Genomic DNA, 24,141 nt, shown 5'->3' with positions numbered 1-24,141 from the left:
CGGTATTCAGCTTCTTTGAATTTGATGGCAGAATTGACGGCGAGATGCTATGCTTAGCCAAGTTAGCTAACGAGGCCGCGATGCAAGTTACGATCCATGCAGCAAAGACCAACCTGTCGAAATTGATCGATGCCGCCCTTTCCGGCGAGGAAGTGGTGATCGCCAAGGGGCGCAAGCCAGTGGTGAAGATCGTACCGATTACGCAGTCTTCCTTCAAAATCGGCCTGCTGAAGGGGCAAATTACTGGTGATGGGCCGGACTTTTTCGAGCCCATGAATGAGGGCGAAATTGCGACCTGGGAAGGGAGCGAGTGAATTCGCTTCTGCTCGACACCCATGCGTGGGCGTGGTCGCTGACCGACGACAAGCGGCTCTCGGCCAAGGCGATTGCCCTGATCGAAAAGGCTGAAACCATTCTCGTCAGTCCGATATCCCTGTTTGAAATTGGACAGAAGGTGCGTCTCGGCAAATGGCCGGAGATGGAGCCTTTCGTCGGCCGGCTGGCGGAGTTGCTGCAGGAGCAGGGTGCGATTGCAGCGGCATTGACACCAGAAGTCTGCCTGGCTGCGGCGAAGATGGATTGGGCGCATCGCGATCCGTTCGACCGGCTTCTCGCTGCGACGGCCATGCAGAATGGGATGCCGATCATCTCTGCCGACTCGATCTTCGACGAACTCGTCGGAAATCAGCTTTGGATCGCCCGCTTCTGGTAGGGATTATGTCACCCCGATCGTCAGCTCGGCGACGAAATCATAGGCGTCGCCGCGATAGAGCGAGCGGGTGAACTCCACGGCGCGGCCGGAGGCGAGATAGGAGATGCGCTCGATCGACAGGCCGGCCGCACCGACGGAGACGCCGAGAAGCTGGGCGTCGGCCTCCTTCATGTTGGTCGCCGAGATGCGCTGCACGGCGCGCACAGGACGGACGTTGAGGCGTTCGAGTTCGGCATAGAGCGAATTGGTGACGGCGGAGGGATCGGGCAGGAATTCACCGGACACGCTGGCATTCTCGATCGCCAGCGGCTGATCGTCGGCAATGCGCAGGCGGGAGAGGCGCGAAACCTTGACGTCGGTGCCGAGGCCGAGGATCATCATTTCGTCGGGCGAGGGGGTATGGACGCCCTTGTGCAGCCATTCGGAGCGGGAGGACATGCCGCGGCGGGCCATGTCCTCGGTGAAGGAGGTCAGCTGCGACAGGCGCTGCTCGACCTTGGAGACCGGTTTGGCGACGAAGGTGCCAGAGCCGTGGCGGCGCACCAGCAAGCCGTCGGCGACGAGTTCGTCGATTGCCTTGCGCACGGTGACGCGGCTGACGGCGGCAAATTCGGCGATGTCGCGTTCCGGCGGCAGCGCATCGCCGTGACCGAGCGTGCCGGTGCGCACGGCGTCTTCGAGCGTGCGGCGCAGCTTGACATAGAGCGGGCCGGTGCCGGCTGCCTGCAGGCGCTCGAGGGACAGGAGGGTGGCGAGGTCGTCGCTCATGCCGCACCTCTCTGTCCGTCGTTCAGCAGCTTGACGGCAAGTTCCACTGCACCCTGCAGGGCATCGCCCTTCGGCTTGGCCAGTCGTGATTTAAAGCGTTCGGAAAGCCACGGCTCATAGGCGCCCGCAAGGCCGCCGAGCAGACAAATCGACGGGCATTCGGGCCAGAGCAGCGCTTCAAGGCTTTCGCCGATCGCCGTTGCCGCATCGGTGACGATACCGAGGGCGACGGCATCGCCCTTGGCCGCATGTTCGAAGACGATAGGCGCGTAACGGGCAAAATCCGTCGGTCTTGCCGAATGCGCGAATTCAACGATGCTTTCGGGATCGTTGCCGTATTCGGCCAGGATCGCTTCGGTGATCGGGGAAGTCGGGCGCACGCCGTCATGGGCGAGCAGTGAGCGCTCCATGAGGTCGCGGCCGAGGCGGGCGCCGCTTGCCTGGTCGCCGACGATGAAGCCCCAGCCGCCGATGCCGTTCAGCCGGCCGTTCTTGCGGGCATTATAGACCGAGCCGGTGCCGAAGGCGCCGACGATGCCGTCGGCATCGCCGAGCGCGCCTTGCAGGGCAATCAGTGCATCGGTGACGACGCGGCCTTCGGCAAAGGGCAGGGCCTTTTCGATTCGCTGGCCGTAATCCGTGACATTGGCGCCGGCGACGCCGACGACCGAGGCAACGGAGGAGATGGTTTCAGCGGCAAGCCCGGCATCGCGCAGCGCCTGGCGGGCAGATTCGACGATATTGAGAAGAGAGTTTTCCAGGTCGGACAGGATGTTGGCCGGGCCTGATTTGCCGCGGCCGATAATATTGCCGTTTCTGTCCGCGACCGCGGCCCGGCAGCTCGTTCCGCCGCCGTCTATGCCGATTGCAAGCTCTGTCATCGGGCCTCCGAATACACCGTTCCCCATGTTTTTTATTACAATACCAAAAAAATACCATTTACCAAGTGGAAATGACGAAGAAAATTTGTCTTTATATCGCATTGATTTTATTCAATAAAAATTTTTAATGAATTTTTGGCGGCCGAAAAGTTAAAATTCGGCTGGACAATTGGTATTTTTTTGGCCTTAATTCGGTCCAAGGGAACAGCAGATCGAAGCCCACGAAAACCGGCAGCAAAAGCCAAGCCGGAACCGCTTCGAGGATGATCGAGAAAACCACCCGCCGGCCGTCAGGCTGGTGGCGAAGCTCAGCATCCATCGGCTTTTCCCATCCATTTTGCCGCGCCCGATGCTGGTCATGAGCAGGGCGCGCAATCCGGCCGCAGGCGATCCGCCTTCGTGTCCGTCGAGCTTTCGGGACCGGCAGTCGCTGGCGGTCCTCCAAGGGGCGTTGGGTGTTTCCTCATGCACGCCAACTGCTTGTTTCAGATCAAAATAGCGCCGTCCGGCGCTTAAAACACAGGAGAGGGAAATGAAAAACACTGCTCTGAAAAGCTTGCTGCTTGCCTCCAGCCTGCTGACGTCGGCAAGTCTCGTCCATGCCGCCGACGTCACGCTGACGGTCGAAAGCTGGCGCAACGACGACCTGCAGATCTGGCAGGAGAAGATCATCCCGGCCTTCGAAGCGAAGAACCCGGGCATCAAGATCGTCTTCTCGCCGACCGCGCCGACCGAATACAACGCTTCGCTGAACGCCAAGCTCGACGCCGGTTCCGCAGGCGATATCATCACCTGCCGTCCGTTCGATGCCTCGCTCGAACTCTTCAACAAGAAGCAGCTCGTCGACATCACCAGCCTGCCTGGCATGGAGAACTTCTCGCCGGTCGCCAAGGCCGCCTGGTCGACCGACGACGGCAAATCGACCTTCTGCGTGCCGATGGCTTCGGTCATCCACGGCTTCATCTACAATAAGGATGCCTTCGACAAGCTCGGCATCTCCGTGCCGAAGACGCAGGACGAGTTCTACGCAGCGCTCGACAAGATCAAGGCCGACGGCACCTATATCCCGCTCGCCATGGGCACGAAGGATCTCTGGGAAGCCGCGACCATGGGCTACCAGAACATCGGCCCGAACTATTGGAAGGGTGAGGAAGGCCGCGAAGCTCTGATCTCGGGCAAGCAGAAGCTGACCGATGCCGACTGGGTCAAGCCCTATGAAGAGCTTGCCAAGTGGAAGCCCTATCTCGGCGACGGTTTCGAAGCCCAGACTTATTCGGACAGCCAGAACCTCTTCACCCTTGGCCGCGCCGCGATCTACCCGGCCGGTTCCTGGGAAATTGCGCTCTTCAACACGCAGGCGCAGTTCAAGATGGGCGCCTTCCCGCCGCCGGTTCCGAAGTCCGGCGATCAGGGCTACATCTCCGACCATCCGGATATCGGCGTCGCCCTGAACGCCAAGAGCACACATGCCGAGGAAGCCAAGAAGTTCCTCAGCTGGGTGGCTTCGCCCGAGTTCGCCGACATCTATGCGAACTCCCTGCCGGGCTTCTTCAGCCTGAATTCCAGCCCGGTCAAGATGTCCGATCCGCTTGCTCAGGAATTCGTTTCCTGGCGCGGCCCGTACAAATCGACCGTGCGCTCGACCTACCAGATTCTGTCGCGCGGTACACCGAACCTGGAAAACGAAACCTGGGTCGAATCGGCCAACGTGATCAACGGCACCGATACGCCGAAGGTTGCTGCCGAGAAGCTCCAGAAGGGCCTCGACAGCTGGTACAAGCCAGCCAAGTGATGTGGCGAGGGGCGGCGTAGCCCCTCATCCGGCCTGCCGGCCACCTTCTCCCCGCTTGCGGGGAGAAGGAGACTCGCAGCGACCTCCCAGCCCCGAAGCATATGCAGGGCATGTTGCCTCTTGCCGCTGAGCAGAGGCCGGGGTGAGCGCAACGTTTTCCATCTGCGCTGCGCTTTGCGGCCAGTCGACAAGAACAGGCAAAAGCCATGAGCCAAACCGACAACGCGGTCGATATCGTCCCGATCAAGCGCCCTGTGCGCTGGCACATCTTCGTCTTCATGCTGCCCGCCGTGATCGTCTATTCCGCCGTCATGGTACTGCCGCTCATCGAAACGCTCAGGCTTTCGCTCTACAATGTCGTCGACGGGCAACCGGCCTTCGTCGGGTTGGCGAATTTCAAGGTGCTGTTCGGCGATCCGCGCTGGGCCCATGATTTGTGGAATGCGCTCGTCAACAACCTGATCTTTTTTGCCATCCATATGTGCGTGCAGAACCCGATCGGCGTGGCGCTTGCCGCCCTGCTTTCGGTGCCGAAGCTGCGTGGCGTCGCCTTTTATCGCACGGCGATGTTTCTGCCGACGCTGCTCTCCTTCGTCATCGTCGGCTTCATCTGGAAACTGATCCTTTCGCCGATCTGGGGTGTCGCGCCTTGGCTTATGAGCCTCGTCGGTGCGAAATGGCTTTTTGCGCCCTGGCTCGGCCAGTCCGGTCCTGCGCTGATCGCCGTGTCGCTGATCTCGAACTGGCAATATATCGGCATTCCGATGATGCTGATCTATGCGGCGCTCCTCAGCATTCCTGAAGAGGTGATCGAGGCGGCCGAATGTGACGGCATCACCGGCTGGGCCCAGTTCTGGAAGATCAAGCTGCCGCTCATCCTGCCGGCGATCGGCATCATCTCGATCCTGACCTTCGTCGGCAATTTCAACGCCTTCGACCTGATCTATACCGTGCAGGGAGCGCTTGCCGGGCCCGACATGTCGACCGACATTCTCGGCACGCTGCTCTACCGCACCTTCTTCGGTTTCCAGCTTCAGCTCGGCGACCGTTCGATGGGCGCAACGATCGCCACGGTGATGTTCCTCATCATCCTCGCCGGCGTCTCGCTTTATCTCTTCGTCATCCAGCGGCGCATGCGTCGCTACCAGTTCTGAGGAGCGCGCATGTCCAAGGCACGCACATCTCCCATCCGCACCGGCCTCGTGCATCTGGCGCTGAGCGCCTATACGCTGGTCGCGCTGTTTCCGGTCTTTCTGACCATAGTCAACTCGTTCAAGGATCGCGCATCGATCTTCCGCGAACCCTTGATGATCCCGACGCCGTCGACCTTCAGCCTCGCCGGTTATCAGACGGTGCTGGGGCAGGGCGATTTCGCCACCTATTTCCAGAACAGCTTCGTCGTGACTGTTGTTTCGATCCTGTTGGTTCTGCTCTTCGGTGCCATGGCGGCCTTCGCGCTGTCGGAATATCGCTTCCGCGGCAACATGCTGCTCGGGCTTTATATGGCGATCGGCATCATGATCCCGATCCGTCTCGGCACGGTGGCAATTCTGCAAGGCATGGTGGCGGCGGGCCTCGTCAATACGCTGACGGCGCTGATCCTCGTCTATACCGCGCAGGGCATACCGCTGGCGATCTTCATTCTGTCGGAATTCATGCGCACGGTTTCGGACGATCTCAAGAATGCCGGACGCATCGACGGGCTTTCCGAATATGCGATCTTCTTCCGCCTTGTGCTGCCGCTGGTGCGCCCGGCCATGGCGACGGTCGCGGTCTTCACCATGATCCCGATCTGGAACGATCTCTGGTTCCCGCTGATCCTGGCGCCGTCTGAGGCGACCAAGACGGTGACTCTCGGCTCGCAGATCTTCATCGGGCAGTTCGTCACCAACTGGAATGCGGTGCTGGCAGCGCTGTCGCTGGCGATCCTGCCGATCCTCGTCCTCTACGTCATCTTCTCGCGGCAACTGATCCGCGGCATCACGTCAGGAGCCGTCAAGTGAGCCAGGAAAAACCGATCCGCGTCCTCGTTGCCGGCCTCGGCAACATGGGCCGCAGCCATGCGCTTGCCTATCACAACAATCCAGGCTTCGAGATCGTCGGTCTCGTCAACCGCTCGGTGCCGAAGCTGGAGCCCGAGTTGCAGGCCTATACGATCCACCCCGACTTCACCACGGCGCTTGCCGAGCTGAAGCCGGATCTCTGTTCGATCAATACCTATTCCGACAGCCATGCCGATTATGCCGTCGCCGCGTTCGAGGCCGGCTGTGATGTCTTCGTGGAAAAGCCGCTGGCGACCACCGTCGCCGATGCTGAGCGCGTCGTCGCGGCAGCGAAGAAGGCAGGCCGCAAGCTGGTGATCGGCTATATCCTTCGCCATCACCCGTCCTGGACGAAGCTGATCGAGGAGGCGCGCAAGCTCGGACCGCCTTACGTCTTCCGCATGAACCTCAACCAGCAGTCCAGCGGCCCGACCTGGGCGACGCACAAGTCGCTGATGCAGACGACCTCGCCGATCGTCGATTGCGGCGTGCATTATGTCGACGTCATGTGCCAGATCACCGATGCGAGGGCGGTTGAGGTGCGCGGCATGGGGCTGCGCCTGTCCGACGAGATCGCCGCAGACATGTATAATTACGGTCAGCTGCAGGTGCTCTTCGAGGACGGTTCGGTCGGCTGGTACGAAGCTGGCTGGGGGCCGATGATCTCGGAGACCGCTTTCTTCGTGAAGGATGTGATGTCGCCGAAGGGCGCGGTGTCGATCGTCATGGATCCGAACGCCAAATCCGACGATATCGACACGCATACCAAGACATCCGTCATTCGCCTGCACAATGCCGAGACTGGCCCGGACGGCAAGTTCATCCGGCCCGACCAGGATATGAGGATGACGGGCGAGCCCGGTCATCAGGCGCTCTGCGACCTGGAACAGGCCTTCGTGCTGAGGGCGATCCGCGAGGATCTCGACCTCGATCGCCATATGGCGGATGCGGTAGCTTCGCTGCGCATCTGCCTTGCCGCCGACGAGAGCGTGCGTACCGGCCAGCCGGTCAGATTGTAAGGAAAAATCAGTGGGATCACTTCAACTCAAATCCATCCGCAAGACCTACGGCACGCATGAGGTGCTGAAGGGCATCGATCTCGAGGTTGAGGATGGCGAATTCGTCATCTTCGTCGGGCCGTCGGGCTGCGGAAAGTCGACGCTGCTGCGCAGCATTGCAGGCCTCGAGGACGTTACCTCGGGCGCCGTCGTCATCAACGGCCGCGACGAGACGCTGACGCCGCCGGCCAAGCGCGGCATCGCCATGGTGTTCCAGTCCTATGCGCTCTATCCGCACCTGACGGTCAAGGACAATATGGGGCTCGGCCTCAAGCAGGCCGGCACCGCCAAGGACGAGATCGACAAGCGTGTCGGCAAGGCATCGGGCATGCTGTCGCTTGCTCCCTATCTCGCCCGACGGCCGGCCGAACTATCAGGCGGCCAGCGCCAGCGTGTCGCGATCGGCCGCGCCATCGTGCGCGAGCCGGAACTCTTCCTGTTCGACGAGCCGCTGTCGAACCTCGATGCGGCTTTGCGCGTCCAGACCCGCCTCGAAATTGCCCGGCTGCACCGCAGCCTGAAGGCGACGATGATCTATGTCACCCACGACCAGGTCGAGGCGATGACGCTCGCCGACAAGATCGTGGTGCTGAATGCCGGCGCGATCGAGCAGATCGGCTCGCCGATGGAACTTTACAATCGCCCGGCCAATGTCTTCGTCGCCGGCTTCATCGGCTCGCCGCAGATGAATTTCATCGCGGCCGAGAAGGTCGGCGATCACAGCGCCAAGACGATCGGCGTGCGTCCCGAACACATGACGCTGTCGCGCGAGCAGGGGACCTGGGCGGCGAAGGTCGTGCATGTCGAGCATCTCGGCGCCGACACGATCATTTATCTGGAATCCGACCAGTGCGGCCTGCTGACGGCGCGCCTGTTCGGCGAACACCAGTACGAGCCCGACGAGATCGTCTATGCGACGCCGGATCAGGCCCGTGTCCACCGTTTCGATGTGGACGACCAGGCGATCCGGGCATAAGCCGAAAACCGGATCTTTTCGGAAAGTATGGGCGCCACTTCATAGTACGGCGCGGCGATGATCGGCCGGTGTCAGCACTCCTGACCCCGGCACTCGTCCGGCGCGCGTCGCTGCGGGCACCTGAGGCAGAGACAGGCAAGCCCTTCGTGCGAAGGTGTCCGACGCAGCATAAGCGCTCCCGGCTTGCAAACGGCACTGAGTCCATTCCTTTCGCTGGTGGCTCCCGCGGAAAATCGTCGATCCTTGGGTCGCAAAAGCGAGAGTCCGGTCGCAAGCCTTCGCCTGTTCGTGCTGCCATCGCTCTGCCCGGCAGAGTCACACTTGACTCTTTTATCGTAGATCGTATACGTTATTCTAATTAGTGCAGCATAAGCTTCCTTCAGGAGATTTTCATGCGGTTCCGGCTGCAAAAACTGCTGCAACGCCTTTGCTGGAATTGCTTCGGTCTCGAACAATAAGCGCGGGGAACCCCAAATGCGTACTTCCAAGATCGTGCATATCGTCAGCTGCCACGCGGAAGGTGAAGTCGGCGACGTCATCGTTGGCGGCGTCGCGCCGCCTCCCGGTGCAACGGTGTGGGAGCAATCGCGGTGGATTGCCGAGGATGAGACGCTTAGAAATTTCGTACTGAACGAGCCCCGCGGCGGCGTGTTCCGCCATGTCAACCTGCTTGTCCCGCCAAAGAATCCCAAGGCGCAGATGGGCTGGATCGTCATGGAGCCGGCCGACACCCCTCCAATGTCGGGTTCAAACTCCATGTGCGTGTCGACCGTGCTGCTCGATACCGGCATTATCCCGATGCAGGAGCCAATCACGCGCATGGTCCTCGAGCCGCCGGGCGGCCTGATAGAGGTCGAGGCCGAGTGCCGCAACGGCAAGGCCGAACGCATCCGCGTCCGTAACGTCCCGTCCTTTGCCGATAAGCTCGACGCCAGGATTGAGGTCGAAGGTATCGGCACGGTGACGGTCGACACCGCCTACGGCGGGGACAGCTTCGTCATCGTCGATGCGGCATCCGTAGGGCTCAGCCTTCGCCCGGACCATTCCCGCGATATCGCCCGCATGGGCGTCAAGATCACCGAAGCTGCCAATGAACAGCTTGGCTTCAAGCACCCGGGCAATGATTGGGGCCACATCTCCTTCTGCCAGATCACCGATCCGGTCGAGATGAGGGATGGCGTGTTCTGGGGCAAGAATGCGGTTGCCATCCGTCCGGGCAAAATAGACCGTTCTCCTTGCGGCACGGGATGTTCGGCTCGCATGGCAGTGCTCCACGCCAAGGGTCAGATGAAGGCAGGCGAAAGGTTCGTAGGCACGTCGCTGCTGGACACCGAATTTCACTGCAGCATCGATAGCGAAGTCGACATCGACGGCAAGCCCGGCATCATCCCGATTATCTCGGGTCGCGCATGGGTCATCGGCACAAAGCAGCTCATGGTCGATCCTGCCGATCCGTTCCAGGCCGGCTACCGCCTCTCCGACACCTGGCCGATGGACCTTTAAGCAGCCGGAATGCCATCGGAACATGGCCGCAAGCTGCTGACCGGTGTTCACCGATACGGTTTCATCTAAATAACGGAAAAGGCGCCGTTTTTGCGGCGCCCTTTGCGTCGTGGTTGGTGAAGCTCAGTCGCGGATGACCAGCAGATCGGCCGCCATGAAACGCAGCGTCACAGTCTCACCGGCCTGCGGCGGGGTTACGCCCGGGCTGTTGAACATATCGAAGGAGATGACGTTGCCGCCGACATTCATGCGGGTGCGGATGACAGACCCCAGGAAGTGAGCCGAGACGACCTGGCCGGTCAGCGCCGTATCGCTTTTGGCTGTGTCGGAGAGCGAGCCTGCTTCGGGGCGCAGCGCCAGCGAGATGGTTTCACCGGTCTTGTGAGCTGCAACCGACTGTTTCAGCGTGATTTTCTGATCGCCGATCTGGATGAGGTTGGCATCGGGGTCGATGACCTTGGCCTCGATCAGGTTCAGCGTGCCGACGAAGGAGGCGACGAAGCGGGTTGCCGGCGTGTTGTAAATCTCGAAAGGCGAGCCGATCTGGTCAGCCTTGCCGGCATTCATGACGACGATGCGATCGGAGATCGATAGCGCCTCTTCCTGGTCATGGGTGACGAACACAGTGGTGATGCCGAGCTGCTGCTGGATCTGACGGATTTCCTCGCGCAGCGACACGCGGATCTTGGCGTCGAGTGCGGAGAGCGGCTCGTCGAGCAGCAGCACCTGCGGCTTGACGGCAAGCGCGCGGGCTAGCGCAACACGCTGCTGCTGGCCGCCCGACAATTGGTAGGGGAAGCGGTCGGCCAGGTGATCGAGCTTGATCAGGCCGAGCATTTCTTTGACGCGGGCGTCGATCTCCGGCTTCGGGGCGCCGGCGACCTTGAGGCCGAAGGCGACGTTGTCGTGCACCGTCATGTTCGGAAACAGCGCGTAGGCCTGGAAGACCATGCCGATATTGCGCTGGTTCGGCTTCAGCGCGCTCTGGTCCTTGCCGTTGATGGTCAGCGTGCCGCCGGTCGGCGTTTCGAAGCCGGCGATCATGCGCAGAACGGTCGTCTTGCCGCAGCCCGACGGTCCGAGGAAGGAGACGAATTCACCCTTCTCGATATTCATGTTGAAGTTCTTGACGACCTGTACCGGGCCGAAGGATTTCTGAATGTTGTTCAGTGTAAGAAAAGACATGAGCCGATTACCTTAAGCCTTTGCCGGGCGGGCTTTGCCGAAGCGGGAAACGAGATTGAGCAGGCCCATGCTGAGCCAGGTGATCGAGAAGGCGATGACGGCGAGCGCCGAAGGCTCGTAGGCCTTGTTGGCGCCGACAAGCTGGAGGTAGGGGCCGAAGGCCGGGCGGTTGAGCAGGGCGGCGAAGGTGAATTCGCCCATGACGATCGCCAGCGTGATGAAGGCGCCCGACAGCACGCCGCTCATGACGTTAGGGAAAATGCACCTGAACATGATGGTCGTCCAGCGAGCACCGAGGCTTTCGGCCGCTTCCGTCAACGTGCGGACATCGATGGCGCGCATGGCGGTATCGACGGCGCGGTACATATAGGGCAGGGACAGGGTGATATAGGAGAAGACCAGCAGGATGTTGGTGCCTGTGGTCGAACCCGTCAGCGGCAGGTAGGATGACGAATTGTACATCCTAAGGTAACCGAAGACGATGACGATTGCCGGAATGACCAGCGGCAGCAGTGTGATGAATTCGACGACGGGGCGCATCTGCGGCAGGCGCAACCGCACCCAGTAGGCCGTCGGCACGACGAGCAGCATCCCGAAGACGATGGTCAAAAGCGCCATCATCATAGAATAGCCGAAGGTCTCGCGAAACTGAACATCTGAGAAGACCGATTCATAGGCATCCAGGCTGTATTCGCCGCGGCGCATGCGCAGCGAAAACTCGATTGTGCCGATCAACGGAATGACGAAATAGGATGCCCCCAGAATAACGGCAATCCAGGCTCCGAGACGTTGAGCTTTCATTTCTGCCACCGTTCGGCGCGCATGCGCAGCATGAGGTAAAGGACGTTGGAGACGCCGGTTATGACGATCATGCCGAGCGCGATGGCGTAACCGAGGTTGGCATTGTGCAGAACGTCGCCGCGGATCTGCGCATAGAGCAGGATCGGCACGATGTTGAGCGAACTGCCGGTCAGCGCGAAGGCAGTGGCGATTGCGCCGAAGGCGTTGGCGAAAAGCAGCAGCGTCGTGCCAAGCAGGCTCGGCCAGAGGATCGGCAGCGCCACCATCGTCCAGTACTGGCGGTTGGTGGCGCCGAGGATCTCAGAGGCTTCGCGCCATTCCTTCTTCATGCCGTCCAGCGCCGGGGTCAGGATCAGCACCATCAGCGGGATCTGGAAATACATATAGGTGATGGTGAGGCCGAAGAAGGACAGCAGGTTGAAACCGGTGCTGTAGAGATTGAAGTCAAACCATTCACGCAGGAAGACCGTCACAAGGCCGGTGCGGCCTAGCGTCGCGAGAAAGGCGAAGGCGAGCGGCACGCCGGCGAAATTCGAGGCGACGCCGGAGAAGGTCAGCAGCGTCGAGCGCACGGAGGCGGGCAGGCCGCCGAGCACGACGGCCCAGGCGAGGAAGAAGCCGATCAGCGCGCCGCCGAGAGCAGACGCGACAGAGACGCGGATACTGATCCAGTAGGCGCTCATGATCGATGGGGTGAAGAGATCGCCGATATTCTTCAGCGTGAGGTCGCCTTCGGGCGTCAGGAACGCGCCGGCCACAAGATAAAGCGTGGGGATGATCAGGAACAGCAGGGAAAATATAATGAAGGGTGCAATGCCTAGCCAGTCGATCACGCGGTCTTTGTTGATCAAGGGGGCGCTGCTCACCATCGGCGTTGAAACGGTACTCATGGAAAAGCTCATCCTGAGGCGTCGGAGTAAGAAAAACCTCCCCGCCCTGAGGCGGGGAGGCGGGATCAGGGGTTACTTGACGGTGGCGCCGACGACGGAATCCCAGTTCTTAGTAATGGCTTCCTTGCCGGCGGCCTGTTCTTCGAGCGTCGGGAAGACAGCCTTTTCATAGGCTGCTGCCGGCGGCAGCTTGTCGAGCAGGTCCTTCGGGATCTTGTTGTTCTTGGCAAGATCGTTGAAGCGGATCGGGTGGCAATAGCCCTTCAGCCAGCCGAGCTGACCTTCGTCGGAATAGAGGTATTCCATCCAGAGCTTGGCAGCGTTCGGGTGCGGAGCGAAGGCCGAAATGGCCTGGACGTAAACACCGGCAACGACGCCGGTCTTCGGAACGACGACCTCGAACGGAGGATTGCCCTTGAGGCTCTGGCCCCAGGAGAGGGCGTTGTAGTCCCAGGCGACGATGATCGGCGTGGAGCCCTGTGCGAACGGAGCCGCCTTGCCGACAACCGGTACGAAGTTGCCGGCCTTGTTGAGTTCGGCGAAGAACTTCAGACCTTCTTCGCCAGCCTTGGCTGCGTCACCGCCGGATGCGGAAAGACCAGCGGCATAGACGCCCTGGACAGCCTGGTTGGCGGTGCGCGGGTCACCTGCGAGGGCGACGGTGTTTGCATAGTCGCTCTTCTTCAGGTCGGCCCAGTCGGCCGGCGATTCCTTGACGAGGTCCTTGTTCACGAGGAACGAGAGAACGCCGTAATAGTCGCCATACCAGTAGCCTTCGGCATCCTTGGCGCTATCCGGAATGGAATCCCAGGTGGAGACCTTGTAAGGCTGGATCAGGCCGTCTTTCTTGGCGGACGGGCCGAAGGAGAGGCCGACGTCGATGACATCGGGAGCCTGCGGGCCGGTGTTGCCCTTGTTGGCCTTGATGGCTTCGACTTCGTCGCCCGAACCGGCATCCGGGTTCAGTTCGTTGACCTCGAGGCCATACTTGGCTTTGAAGCCGGCAATGACATCGCCATAGCCGCACCAGTCGTGCGGAAGAGCGATTGTCGTCAGCGTGCCTTCCTTCTTGGCGGCGGCGATCAGTTCAGCGCTCGGCTCGGCGGCGGCAATCGCGGTCGAAGCCACGATCATCGCAGTAGAGAGCGACAGAAGTCGAGAAATGTTAGAGATCACTGTTGTTCTCCTTCGGGTTTTCAGTGTCTGGCGATGCTGTTAATCAGCTTACATGAAGCTTGTGTGACGGGTGGATGACCTTAACTTTGCTATGAATAGCAGGCGTTTGCGACACGTGTTTTATTTGCGACGGCGCTGCCTGTTTTCGCGAAAATCCATCCCCGTTTTTCTTCTGTTTTAGTCTTGTCCTCCTAGCCCGGTTTACGAAAAAGCTTGGTCTGTTCGAACAGGCCCTCAAGCGTCTTCATGCGCTCCTTCGTCTCGTCCCATGTCGAATTCTGAACAGCTTCGATCAAGGCTTCGACGATGAAGAGGGTGACGACGGAGGAATCCCAAGCCGACGGCGCCTCGATCCGAACGCGGAAGGCATGCCGGGCCAGTTTGGCTGCGGGCGAGCCCCATTGATCGGTGAAAACGACGATTTCGGCGCCGCGCTTGCGGGCGGCGGTGGCAAGGCTCACCATCTCCTGCTCATAGCGGCGGATGTCGAAGATGATCAGGATGTCGCCGGCATTCATGTTGAGGGCATATTGCGGCCAGCTGCTGGAGTTCGACGACAGCAGCGTCGTCGCCGGCCGAATCACCTGCATGTGGGTGAAGAAATACTCGGCAAGCGCGCCGGTGATGCGGCCGCCGACGAAATAGAGGCCGCGCTTGCGGTCCGACAGCAGTGCGGCGACGCTGTCGAAGGTGGCGGTGTCCAGATCGGTTAGCGTCTGGCGCAGATTGCCCATGATGGCATCGGCGAAACGGTTGAGGATATGAGTGCCAGGCGCGTTCTGGGCCCAACGATCATGCTTGGCGATCGGGTTGGAGATCGTTGCTTCGACTTCCAGATGCAGATGCGCCTGAAAGTCAGGATAACCCTTAAAACCGAGCTTCTGCACCATGCGCACGACGGTCGGCGTCGAAACGCCGGCATTCTCCGCGATGGTGGTGATGCTGCCGAGACCGGATACCGGATAATTGTCGAGAAGGCTTTCGGCCAGTTGCTTCTCGGCGCGCGTCAGCACCCCGAAATGCGAGTGTATGACGTCCGAAACCGTCTTCGACGCAACTGTCACCTAACTATGCTCCCCGGGATGGTCTAGCGCCACTTTCCCACTCAAAGTTAACAACGCTGTCATAATCCATGTCAACTACTGTCATGAAAAGAATTTTTCAGCCGACGCTTGACAGGGCGCAAATCCTGAAGAATTCTTTTCTTGGAAAGATTTTATTAAGGGATAGGAGTGGCGCCATTGGTGCTGGCCGGGCCGAAAATCCTCAGCGAAGCGGACGGCGATTGCGTCGGGATCGAGCGCGTCGGCGGCCGGAGCCCGGTGCTGCTCGTCTGCGAGCACGCTTCGAATGCGCTTCCCGAGCATTTCGGCGATCTTGGCCTGCCCAGCGAAGCCCTATCGAGCCACATTGCCTGGGACCCGGGGGCTCTTTCGGTCGCCGGCGGCATATCGGAAGGGCTCGATGCGACGCTCGTCTATCAGCGGTTCTCTCGGCTGATCTACGACTGCAATCGGCCGCCGAGTTCACCCGGCGCCATGCCTGAAGCAAGCGAGATCTATGCCATTCCCGGCAACAAGGATCTGACCGCCGAAGAACGGCTTGCGCGTACCGATGCGCTATACGTTCCTTTCCACGACGCCATCCGCGGGCTGATCCGCGATCGCCGGGCGAGGGGGCAAGACAGCATCATCGTGACGATCCACAGCTTCACGCCGGTTTATCACGGCCGCGAACGCGCTGTCGAACTCGGCATATTGCACGATGAGGACCGCCGGCTTGCCGACCGCATGCTGGAGGCTGCGGCCGAGGCGCCGCTTTACAGGACGGAACGCAACCAGCCTTACGGGCCCGAGGACGGCGTGACCCACACGCTTATCCTGCACGGGCTTTCGAACGGCTTGCGCAATGTGATGATCGAGGTCCGCAACGACCTCGTCGCAGACGATGTCGGCCAAGGGGTCATGGCCGACTATCTAAATGGGCTGCTCCAGCAAAGCCTGGACGCCTAATAAAAAGAAGACCCGAGGGAGCAGTCTAACTGCGAACGTCCGCATGGCGCAAATGCCGCGGGCAATTTGGCACTGAACCGGCCCGCAATCCCGCGGCCGGTCGTGAACAGGGGGAAGTCATGTCGGACTATACCGATCTGGACAAGAAGCAGGATGTGCACATCCTGCATTCCATGGGCTATGCCCAGGAACTCGAACGACGCATGAGTTCGTTCTCGAACTTCGCGGTCTCATTTTCCATCATCTGCATTCTCTCCGGCGGCATCAATTCGCTGGCGCAGGCGACTTCCGGCGCCGGCGGAGCCGCCATCGGCATCGGCTGGCCTGTGGGATGCTTCATCTCGCTGGTCTTCGCCATCGCCATGGCGCAAATCAGCTCGGCCTATCCTACGGCCGGCGGGCTCTATCACTGGGGTTCGATTCTCGGCAACCGCTTCACCGGCTGGCTGACCGCCTGGTTCAACTTGCTCGGTCTCGTGACCGTGCTCGGCGCCATCAATGTCGGCACCTATTATTTCTTCATGGGCTCCTTCGGCACCACCTATCTCGGGCTGACGGATACGACGACGGTGCGGATCATCTTCCTGGTGGTCATCACCGGCGCGCAGGCGCTGGTGAACCACATGGGCATCGGTTTGACTGCCAAGCTGACCGACTTTTCGGGTTATCTGATCTTTGCGAGCTCGATCGCGCTGGCAGTGGTCTGCCTGATCGCGGCGCCTTCCTACGAGATCAGCCGTCTCTTCACCTTCGCCAACTATTCCGGTGAAGTCGGCGGCAACGTCTGGCCGTCCACCTCGGGCAGCTGGGTCTTCCTTCTTGGTCTGCTGCTGCCGATCTACACCATCACCGGCTATGACGCCTCGGCGCATACGTCGGAAGAGACGGTCAAGGCCGCCGAATCGGTGCCGCGCGGCATGGTCGCCTCGGTGCTGTGGTCGGCGCTTTTCGGCTATATCATGCTGTGCGCGTTCGTGCTGATGCTGCCGAATATGGACGATGCGGCCAAGCAGGGCTGGAACGTGTTCTTCTGGGCGATGGACACCCAGGTCAACCCGATCGTCAAGGACATCCTCTATCTGGCCATCCTGGTCAGTCAGTGGCTGTGCGGCCTTGCAACCGTCACCTCGGTCTCCCGGATGATCTTCGCTTTCTCGCGTGACGGCGGCCTGCCGGCATCGAAAGCGCTGTCGAAGGTCAGCCCACAGTATCGCACGCCGGTGGCTGCGATCTGGACCGGCTCGATCCTGTCGGTCCTGTTCGTCTGGGGCTCCTCGCTCGTGACGATCGGCGACACGCCCGTTTATACGATCGTCGTCTCGTGCACCGTCATCTTCCTGTTCTTCTCCTTCGCGATCCCGATCACGCTCGGTCTCTTCGCCTGGGGTACGGCGAAGTGGGACAAGATGGGGCCGTGGAATCTCGGCGAAGGCCTCTTCAAGCTTTTTGCGGTGCTGTCGATCATCGCGATGATCCTGATCTTCGTTCTCGGCATCCAGCCGCCGAACGAATGGGCGCTCTACATCACCGTCGGCTTCCTCCTCGTCACCGCGATCGTCTGGTTCGGCTTCGAAAGCCGGCGCTTCAAGGGGCCGCCGATCGGCGCCGAAGTGGCAAAACGCCAGGCCGAAATCGCTGCGGCAGAAGCTGCCGTCGGTGAAAGCGGCGAACACTAAGCATCGAGGCTTCCCTCTCAAATGGCGGGGCCGCTCCTGCGGCCCCATCACCGGTTCAACGAAAAGGCATCGGGCCCACATCCGGCCGAACGCATGCGATTTCGTTGCCCCGATCTTCTCAATTCCAATGTCAGGCGGATCAATCATGAGCAGCTACACAATCGACGATCTCAGGAAGGATGTTGCCGAAGGGCGCATCGATACGGTTCTGGCCTGCCAGGTGGACATGCAGGGCCGGCTGATGGGCAAGCGCTTTCAGGCGGAATATTTCGTCGAGAGCGCCTGGAAGGAAACGCACAGCTGCAACTACCTGATCGCCACCGACATGGAGATGGAGACGGTCTCCGGCTACAAGGCGACGAGCTGGGAAAAGGGTTACGGCGATTATACGATGAAGCCGGATCTTTCGACGCTGCGCCGCATCCCCTGGCTCGACGGCACGGCGCTCGTGCTCTGCGACCTGCTCGACCATCACACCCATGAGGAGGTCGCCCATTCGCCGCGCGCGATCCTGAAGAAGCAGGTGAAGCGCCTCGAAGACATGGGCATGAAGGCCTACATGGCCTCCGAGCTCGAATTCTTCCTGTTCGACCAGACTTACGAGGCGGCGCATGCCTCGGGCTACCGCAACCTCAAGCTCGCCAGCGCTTATAACGAGGACTACCACATCTTCCAGACCACCAAGGAAGAAGAGGTGATGCGGGCAATCCGCACCGGGCTGCAAGGCGCCGGCATTCCGGTCGAAAACTCCAAGGGCGAGGCTTCCGCCGGCCAGGAGGAGATCAACGTGCGTTACGCCGATGCGCTCGCCATGGCCGATCGGCACGCGATCATCAAGAATGGCTGCAAGGAGATCGCCTGGTCGAAGGGCAAGGCCATCACCTTCCTTGCCAAGTGGAATTACAATGCTGCCGGCAGTTCCTCGCATATCCACCAGTCGCTCTGGAGCCTGGAGGAAAAGCCGCTGTTCTTCGACCATACCGGCAAATACGGCATGTCGCCGCTGATGCATAATTATATTGCTGGGCTTCTCGCCCATGCGAGCGAGATCACCTATTTCCTGGCGCCCTACATCAATTCCTACAAGCGCTTCATGGCCGGCACTTTCGCGCCGACCAAAGCGATCTGGAGCAAGGACAACCGCACTGCCGGCTACCGCCTTTGCGGCGAGGAAACCAAGGGCATCCGCATCGAGTGCCGCGTCGGCGGCTCCGACCTCAATCCCTATCTCGCTTTCGCCGCGCTGCTTGCCGCCGGCATCGACGGGATCGAGAACAAGCTGGAGCTCGAAGCTCCCTTCGTCGGCGACGCCTATGGCGGCAAGGGCGTTCGCGAAATCCCGCGTACGCTACGCGCAGCCACGACCGAAATGACGGAATCGGCGATGCTGCGCAAAGCTTTCGGCGACGATGTGATTGACCATTACACCCGTGCTGCCGAATGGGAGCAGGAAGAATACGACCGCCGCATCACCGATTGGGAAGTGGCGCGGGGTTTCGAAAGAGCCTAATAGGCATTTGTGGGCTTGCCCCTCACCCTAACCCTCTCCCCGCACGCGGGGAGAGGGGACGTGCCACACGGATCGCTTGATAGTTCAGAAAACGGTGCGGCATAACCCCTTCGCCCCGCGAGCGGGGAGAAGGTGCCGGCAGGCGGATGAGGGGCTATGGCCCTCGACGAAATTTTTGATCAAACGAGGACGGAAATCGATCATGGCAATGATCCAATGCATTTCACCGGTCGACGGATCGGTTTACGCGGAGCGTCCGGCGCTTTCGCTCGACGCCGCCAAGGACGTGGTGGCGCGTGCCCGCAAGGCACAGAAGGCCTGGGCCAAGCGGCCGCTCGAAGAGCGCGTACAGCTGGTGCTGAAGGGTGCTGCGCGGCTGAACGAAATGTCCGACGTCGTCGTGCCTGAGCTTGCCTGGCAGATGGGCCGGCCGATCAAGTACGGCGGCGAGTACAAGGGCTTCAACGAGCGCTCCAACTATGTCGCCTCGATTGCGGCCGATGCGCTGGCGCCTGTCATCGTCGAGGAGAGCGACCGTTTCGAGCGCCGCATCGAGCGTGAGGCGCATGGTGTTGTCTTCGTCGTGGCGCCTTGGAACTATCCCTACATGACGGCGATCAACACCATCGCGCCGGCGCTGATGGCCGGCAATACGGTGGTTCTGAAACATGCTTCGCAGACGCTCCTTGTCGGCGAGCGGCTGGTGCAGGCCTTCATCGAGGCGGGCGTTCCCGAGGACGTGTTCCAGAATGTCTTCCTCGATCATCAGACGACGTCGGCGCTGATTGCCGCCGGCAGCTTCAATTTCGTCAACTTCACCGGATCGGTCGAAGGCGGGCGCTCGATGGAGCGGGCCGCTGCAGGCACCTTCACCGGTCTTGGCCTCGAACTCGGCGGCAAGGATCCGGGTTACGTCATGGAAGATGCCGATCTTGAGGCGGCCGTCGACACGCTGATGGACGGCGCGACCTACAATTCCGGCCAGTGCTGCTGCGGCATCGAACGCATCTACGTGCACGAGTCCCTCTACGACGCCTTTGTCGAAAAATCGGTCGCCTGGGTGTCGAACTACAAACTCGGCAATCCGCTCGATCCGGATACTTCGCTCGGGCCGATGGCGAACAAGCGCTTCGCCAAGGTGGTGCGCGAGCAGATCGCCGATGCGGTTTCCAAGGGCGCCAAGGCGCTTGTCGACCCCAAGCTTTTCCCTGGGGATGACGGCGGCGCCTATCTCGCACCGCAGGTTCTCGTGAACGTCGACCATTCCATGGCTTTCATGCGCGAAGAGACTTTCGGCCCGGCGGTCGGCATCATGAAGGTGAAGAGCGACGAGGAAGCACTCGCCTTGATGAACGACAGCCAGTATGGGCTGACGGCCTCGCTCTGGACCAAAGATGCCGAACGGGCAGGGCGGCTCGGCCGCGAAATCGAAACCGGCACCGTTTTCATGAACCGCGCAGACTATCTCGACCCGGCGCTCTGCTGGACCGGCGTCAAGGAGACGGGACGCGGCGGCTCGCTGTCGATCATCGGCTTTCAGAATCTGACGCGCCCGAAATCTTTCCACCTGAAGAAAGTCACAGCATGAGCAGCAACATCACCGCAAACTGGAGCTACCCGACATCGGTCAAGCTCGGCCGGGGCCGGATCAAGGAACTGGCCGACGCCTGCAAGAGCCTCGGCATCAAGAAGCCGCTACTCGTCACCGACCGCGGCCTCGCCTCGATGGCGATCACCAAGAATGCGCTCGATATCCTCGAAGATGCCGGCCTCGGCCGGGCGATCTTTGCCGATGTCGATCCGAACCCGAACGAGAAGAACCTCGAGGCCGGCGTCAGGGCCTTCAAGGATGGCGACCATGACGGCGTCGTCGCCTTCGGCGGCGGCTCTGGTCTCGACCTCGGCAAGTGCGTCGCCTTCATGGCCGGCCAGACCCGGCCGGTTTGGGACTTCGAGGATATCGGCGACTGGTGGACGCGCGCCAGCCTCGAGGGCATCGCGCCGATCGTCGCGGTGCCGACGACCGCCGGCACCGGCTCGGAAGTCGGGCGCGCCAGCGTCATCACCAATTCCGTCACGCATGTGAAGAAGATCATCTTCCATCCGAAGTTCCTGCCGGGCGTCGTCATCTCCGATCCCGAACTGACCGTCGGCATGCCGAAGATCATCACGGCCGGCACTGGCATGGATGCCTTCGCCCATTGCCTGGAGGCCTATTCCTCGCCCTTCTATCACCCGATGTCGGCCGGCATCGCGCTCGAAGGCATGCGGCTCGTCAAGGAATTCCTGCCGCGGGCCTACAGGGAAGGCACCGATCTCGAAGCCCGCGCCAACATGATGGCCGCCGCTGCCATGGGCGCGGTCGCCTTCCAGAAGGGGCTTGGCGCCATTCATGCGCTGTCGCACCCGATCGGCGCCGTCTACAACACCCATCACGGCATGACCAATGCGGTTGTCATGCCGGCGGTGCTGCGCTTCAATCGCAAGGCGATCGAGGAGAAGATCGGCCGCGCCGCCGCCTATCTCGGTATTTCGGGCGGTTTCGACGGCTTTTACGACTATGTATTGAAGCTGCGCGCCGAACTCGGCGTGCCGGAGACGCTGACGGCGATGGGAATCGCCCCCGACCGCATCGATGAACTGTCGGCCATGGCAATCGAGGATCCGAGCGCGGGCGGCAACCCGGTTGCGATGACGCTCGAAAATACCAAGGCGCTTTTCAAGGAATGCTTCTGAGTTAGATGCCGACCCTGCGGATAGGCCCGGAAGGCTTTGGCCTTCCGGGCTTTTTTTATATTGGCGGCATCCCCAATTTTAGGGATGTGAAAAATACAGGCTGCAATTTCGGCGGGCGCGTTTGGGATTTGTTAACCATGATTGTAAAGGATAGCTTAACCGCACGATGCTCCGACAGTGCGTAAGAGAGCGATACCGGCTCGTGCTATTTCCTTCCGAGGACCGAACATGCCTGTCATTACATTCGCAAACACCAAGGGTGGCGCCGGCAAGACGACCGCTGTTCTCCTGCTCGCCACCGAGCTTGCCCGCAAGGGTTTCCGCGTCACCATTCTCGACGCCGATCCCCAGCACTGGATTTCGCGCTGGCACGACATATCGGGGCATGTGCCCAATGTTTCGGTGATCGATTTCGTGACCACCGCCTCGCTGCCGCTGCATATCAGCGAGAACAAGCACAATACCGACTATTTCATCGTCGACCTGCCGGGTGCGCGCAATCCGCTGCTCGCCACTGCCGTCGGCCTTTCTGATCATGTGCTGATCCCGATCCAGGGCTGTGCAATGGATGCGCGCGGCGGCGCACAGGTGCTCGAACTGCTGCAGTATCTGGACGAAAAGGCGGGTATCAAAATCGGTCATTCGGTGGTGCTGACCCGCGTCAACTCGATGGTGACGACCCGGGCGCTGCAGCTCGTCAAGTCGCTGCTCAGCGAGCGACATGTGCCGGTGCTGGACACCGCCATCATCGAACGCTCGGCCTTCCGCGACATCTTCGACTGTGGCGGCACGCTGCACACGATCGACCCTGCGCGCGTCAGCAATCTCGACAAGGCGCGTGAGAACGCCACCTGTTTCGCCGAGGAAATAATGAGCAAGCTGCCGGCCAGGCTAACGGCGTCGGCCCGGATGGCGACGGCGGCCTGACAGATCCTGCATAAAACGAAAAAGGCCGCCGGAGCGATCCGGCGGCCTCTTCACGTTGCTGCTGTAGGTTCAGTCGACGAATTCGACCGTCACTCCCGGCTTGACCATCTTGGCAAGCTCGGTCGCATCCCAATTGGTCAGGCGGATACAGCCGTGGCTCTGGGTGCGGCCGATCTTGGAAGGCTCGGGCGTGCCGTGGATGCCGTAAGTCGGCCTGGACAACGCCATCCAGACGGTGCCGACCGGGCCGTTCGGGCCGGGCGGGATGTTGAGGATCTTGTCGTTGGCGCCCTGCTGGAAATTGATCTTCGGATTGTAGGTGTAGCCGGGATTGAACGCGACGCGTTCGACCGTCACGGTGCCCGACGGGGAGGGCGTGTCGGTGGAACCGATGGATGCCGGATAGGCGGCAATGAGATTGCCGGCGCCGTCATAGGCAAAGACCTGCTTGCGGCCTTTGTCGGCGATGATGCGGGCAACCTCGCCGCTCTTCGGCTCACCCGGATTGACGACCTTGATGACGGTGCCGGCAACGCTGAAATCGGCGCCGGGGTTCATCTCCTTGAGGAAGGCCTCATCCATGTGGAAGCGCTCGGCCAGCATTTCGGTGGTCGATGTATAGGCAAGCGACGGCAGCAGCGCCTTATGCGAATAGTCTTCCGGGATCTGTGCGACGAAGGGGCCGGCGGCGTCGGCCGGCGTGATCGTGTAGCTGACGACGGGCAGGCCGCCGTTCATGCGCAGTTCTTCCAGAATGGCATCGGTATCGTTCGGGTCGAGCTTGGAGCCGGTCATCTGGTCATAGGCATAGATCGACTTGGTGACGTTCGAACCCATATGGCCGTCGATGACGCCGGGCGAGATGCCGGCGCGGTCGAGGAAGACCTGCAGCGCGACGATCTCCGGCTTCGACTTGTTCTTCAGCGTGATGACGGGTTCATCAGGCGCGGCCGCGGGCGCGTCGGCGGGCGGAATCTGCTGGTCGGGATCGATCGAGGCATAGTCGTCGCCCGGCTGCGGATTGCCGATGCTGTTGTCCTCGGGATAGGGCTGCTCGCCGAGTGGTAGGCGTTCGATCGCCGCATCGCGCGGGATGCCGCCGGTGACCGCACCACGCTCGGAATAACGGCTGTCGCCATAGGTGTTGTTGTCGGCATAATAGGGATCGTTGCCGCCCTGGTCGGCATAGACATCGCCCCGCGGGCCGGGGCGCGGCGGATAGTAGCCGCGGGCGCGCATCTCGGTGGCAACGACGTTGCCGTAGTCGTCGATCAGCACGCGATTGCCGCTGCGGTCGCGGGCGTAGTTATAGCCCCGCGGGACATAGTCGAGAATTTCGCCGCTCGGCGTCACCAGCACGATGTCGCTCTGGCGGCGGTCACGAAACTGCTGCGCGCCTGCCTCCGGCGCTGCAGCCGCAACGGCTGCCAGCACGGCCGCAAGAGAAAATGCCGACTTCAAAAAGCGATTCACGTCTCACACCTCGAACAGTGACT

23 protein-coding genes are annotated in these 24,141 nt (G+C 61.0%); 14 read left to right on the top strand and 9 right to left on the bottom strand.

The features are described from left to right. Window positions 1-80 precede the first annotated feature (80 nt). Window positions 81-314, top strand: a complete 234-nt coding sequence (locus tag RLEG4DRAFT_RS24955) for a type II toxin-antitoxin system Phd/YefM family antitoxin (protein ID WP_003580952.1) — start codon at window positions 81-83, stop codon at window positions 312-314. Continuing rightward, complete coding sequence (locus RLEG4DRAFT_RS24950; RefSeq protein WP_003580950.1) at window positions 311-712, top strand: type II toxin-antitoxin system VapC family toxin; 402 nt, start codon at window positions 311-313, stop codon at window positions 710-712. The genes RLEG4DRAFT_RS24955 and RLEG4DRAFT_RS24950 overlap by 4 nt, the downstream gene beginning before the upstream one ends. Before the next feature lie 3 nt (window positions 713-715). On the opposite strand, the gene RLEG4DRAFT_RS24945 is transcribed toward RLEG4DRAFT_RS24950, so the two are convergent. The 3 genes from RLEG4DRAFT_RS24945 to RLEG4DRAFT_RS24935 form a co-directional block, all read right to left on the bottom strand. After that, entirely contained in the window at window positions 716-1,480 is a 765-nt protein-coding gene (locus RLEG4DRAFT_RS24945) for a GntR family transcriptional regulator (RefSeq protein WP_003580948.1), read from the bottom strand. After that, complete coding sequence (locus RLEG4DRAFT_RS24940) at window positions 1,477-2,361, bottom strand: N-acetylglucosamine kinase (protein WP_003580947.1); 885 nt, start codon at window positions 2,359-2,361, stop codon at window positions 1,477-1,479. Before RLEG4DRAFT_RS24940 ends, RLEG4DRAFT_RS24945 begins: the two co-directional genes overlap by 4 nt. Window positions 2,362-2,485: 124 nt before the next feature. Further along, window positions 2,486-2,680 (bottom strand): hypothetical protein, encoded by a 195-nt coding sequence (locus tag RLEG4DRAFT_RS24935; RefSeq protein ID WP_037094116.1) that lies wholly within the window; start codon window positions 2,678-2,680, stop codon window positions 2,486-2,488. Window positions 2,681-2,893: 213 nt separating this feature from the next. On the opposite strand from RLEG4DRAFT_RS24935, the gene RLEG4DRAFT_RS24930 reads away from it, so the two are divergent. The 6 genes from RLEG4DRAFT_RS24930 to RLEG4DRAFT_RS24905 all read left to right on the top strand — a co-directional run bounded on the left by RLEG4DRAFT_RS24930 (window position 2,894) and on the right by RLEG4DRAFT_RS24905 (window position 9,732). After that, window positions 2,894-4,153, top strand: a complete 1,260-nt coding sequence (locus RLEG4DRAFT_RS24930) for an ABC transporter substrate-binding protein (RefSeq protein WP_003580945.1) — start codon at window positions 2,894-2,896, stop codon at window positions 4,151-4,153. A 206-nt stretch (window positions 4,154-4,359) separates the two neighbouring features. After that, entirely contained in the window at window positions 4,360-5,307 is a 948-nt protein-coding gene (locus tag RLEG4DRAFT_RS24925; protein ID WP_003580944.1) for a carbohydrate ABC transporter permease, read from the top strand. 9 nt (window positions 5,308-5,316) lie between these two features. After that, complete coding sequence (locus tag RLEG4DRAFT_RS24920) at window positions 5,317-6,156, top strand: carbohydrate ABC transporter permease (RefSeq protein WP_003580942.1); 840 nt, start codon at window positions 5,317-5,319, stop codon at window positions 6,154-6,156. Next, window positions 6,153-7,214: a Gfo/Idh/MocA family protein gene (locus RLEG4DRAFT_RS24915; protein ID WP_003580940.1), complete on the top strand. Its 1,062-nt coding sequence runs from the start codon at window positions 6,153-6,155 to the stop codon at window positions 7,212-7,214. Before RLEG4DRAFT_RS24920 ends, RLEG4DRAFT_RS24915 begins: the two co-directional genes overlap by 4 nt. 10 nt (window positions 7,215-7,224) lie before the next feature. Continuing rightward, a complete protein-coding gene (locus RLEG4DRAFT_RS24910; protein ID WP_003565144.1) occupies window positions 7,225-8,229 on the top strand; it encodes an ABC transporter ATP-binding protein in 1,005 nt (334 codons plus the stop codon). A 474-nt stretch (window positions 8,230-8,703) separates the two neighbouring features. Further along, on the top strand, window positions 8,704-9,732 hold the full coding sequence (locus RLEG4DRAFT_RS24905; protein ID WP_003580937.1) for a trans-3-hydroxy-L-proline dehydratase: 1,029 nt from the start codon (window positions 8,704-8,706) through the stop codon (window positions 9,730-9,732). A 123-nt stretch (window positions 9,733-9,855) separates the two neighbouring features. On the opposite strand, the gene RLEG4DRAFT_RS24900 is transcribed toward RLEG4DRAFT_RS24905, so the two are convergent. From RLEG4DRAFT_RS24900 to RLEG4DRAFT_RS24880, 5 genes are all read right to left on the bottom strand, one after another. Next, complete coding sequence (locus RLEG4DRAFT_RS24900; protein WP_003580935.1) at window positions 9,856-10,917, bottom strand: ABC transporter ATP-binding protein; 1,062 nt, start codon at window positions 10,915-10,917, stop codon at window positions 9,856-9,858. Window positions 10,918-10,929: 12 nt separating this feature from the next. Further along, window positions 10,930-11,718, bottom strand: coding sequence for an ABC transporter permease (locus RLEG4DRAFT_RS24895; protein ID WP_003580933.1), 789 nt, complete (start codon window positions 11,716-11,718; stop codon window positions 10,930-10,932). After that, entirely contained in the window at window positions 11,715-12,608 is an 894-nt protein-coding gene (locus RLEG4DRAFT_RS24890) for an ABC transporter permease (RefSeq protein WP_003580931.1), read from the bottom strand. The genes RLEG4DRAFT_RS24895 and RLEG4DRAFT_RS24890 overlap by 4 nt, the downstream gene beginning before the upstream one ends. Window positions 12,609-12,680: 72 nt before the next feature. Continuing rightward, a complete protein-coding gene (locus tag RLEG4DRAFT_RS24885) occupies window positions 12,681-13,784 on the bottom strand; it encodes an ABC transporter substrate-binding protein (protein ID WP_003580929.1) in 1,104 nt (367 codons plus the stop codon). 191 nt (window positions 13,785-13,975) lie between these two features. Beyond that, entirely contained in the window at window positions 13,976-14,848 is an 873-nt protein-coding gene (locus RLEG4DRAFT_RS24880; protein WP_003580927.1) for a MurR/RpiR family transcriptional regulator, read from the bottom strand. Window positions 14,849-15,025: 177 nt separating this feature from the next. Here RLEG4DRAFT_RS24880 and RLEG4DRAFT_RS24875 point away from each other — a divergent pair, with 177 nt between their 5' ends. From RLEG4DRAFT_RS24875 to RLEG4DRAFT_RS24850, 6 genes are all read left to right on the top strand, one after another. After that, window positions 15,026-15,796 carry an N-formylglutamate amidohydrolase gene (locus RLEG4DRAFT_RS24875; protein WP_003580926.1) on the top strand — a complete coding sequence of 257 codons (771 nt, stop codon included), beginning with the start codon at window positions 15,026-15,028 and terminating at the stop codon, window positions 15,794-15,796. A 119-nt stretch (window positions 15,797-15,915) separates the two neighbouring features. Beyond that, window positions 15,916-17,472, top strand: a complete 1,557-nt coding sequence (locus tag RLEG4DRAFT_RS24870) for an amino acid permease (protein WP_003580925.1) — start codon at window positions 15,916-15,918, stop codon at window positions 17,470-17,472. Between the two features lie 145 nt (window positions 17,473-17,617). Beyond that, the gene (locus RLEG4DRAFT_RS24865; RefSeq protein WP_003580924.1) at window positions 17,618-18,982 is read left to right on the top strand and encodes a glutamine synthetase family protein; all 1,365 of its coding nucleotides are present in this window, start codon (window positions 17,618-17,620) and stop codon (window positions 18,980-18,982) included. A gap of 202 nt (window positions 18,983-19,184) precedes the next feature. Then, window positions 19,185-20,570, top strand: coding sequence for an aldehyde dehydrogenase family protein (locus tag RLEG4DRAFT_RS24860; protein WP_003580923.1), 1,386 nt, complete (start codon window positions 19,185-19,187; stop codon window positions 20,568-20,570). Further along, window positions 20,567-21,718 carry an iron-containing alcohol dehydrogenase gene (locus RLEG4DRAFT_RS24855; RefSeq protein ID WP_003580922.1) on the top strand — a complete coding sequence of 384 codons (1,152 nt, stop codon included), beginning with the start codon at window positions 20,567-20,569 and terminating at the stop codon, window positions 21,716-21,718. Before RLEG4DRAFT_RS24860 ends, RLEG4DRAFT_RS24855 begins: the two co-directional genes overlap by 4 nt. Before the next feature lie 228 nt (window positions 21,719-21,946). Then, complete coding sequence (locus RLEG4DRAFT_RS24850; protein ID WP_003580921.1) at window positions 21,947-22,645, top strand: ParA family protein; 699 nt, start codon at window positions 21,947-21,949, stop codon at window positions 22,643-22,645. A 69-nt stretch (window positions 22,646-22,714) separates the two neighbouring features. Here the strand turns inward: RLEG4DRAFT_RS24850 and RLEG4DRAFT_RS24845 are convergent, their stop codons facing one another. After that, complete coding sequence (locus tag RLEG4DRAFT_RS24845) at window positions 22,715-24,118, bottom strand: L,D-transpeptidase (RefSeq protein ID WP_003580920.1); 1,404 nt, start codon at window positions 24,116-24,118, stop codon at window positions 22,715-22,717. Between the last annotated feature and the right edge of the window lie 23 nt (window positions 24,119-24,141).

Source organism: Rhizobium leguminosarum bv. trifolii WSM2297 (genome assembly GCF_000271845.1).
The sequence above is the reverse complement of the archived record's forward strand: the minus strand, read 5'-3'. Positions and strand labels throughout refer to the sequence as shown.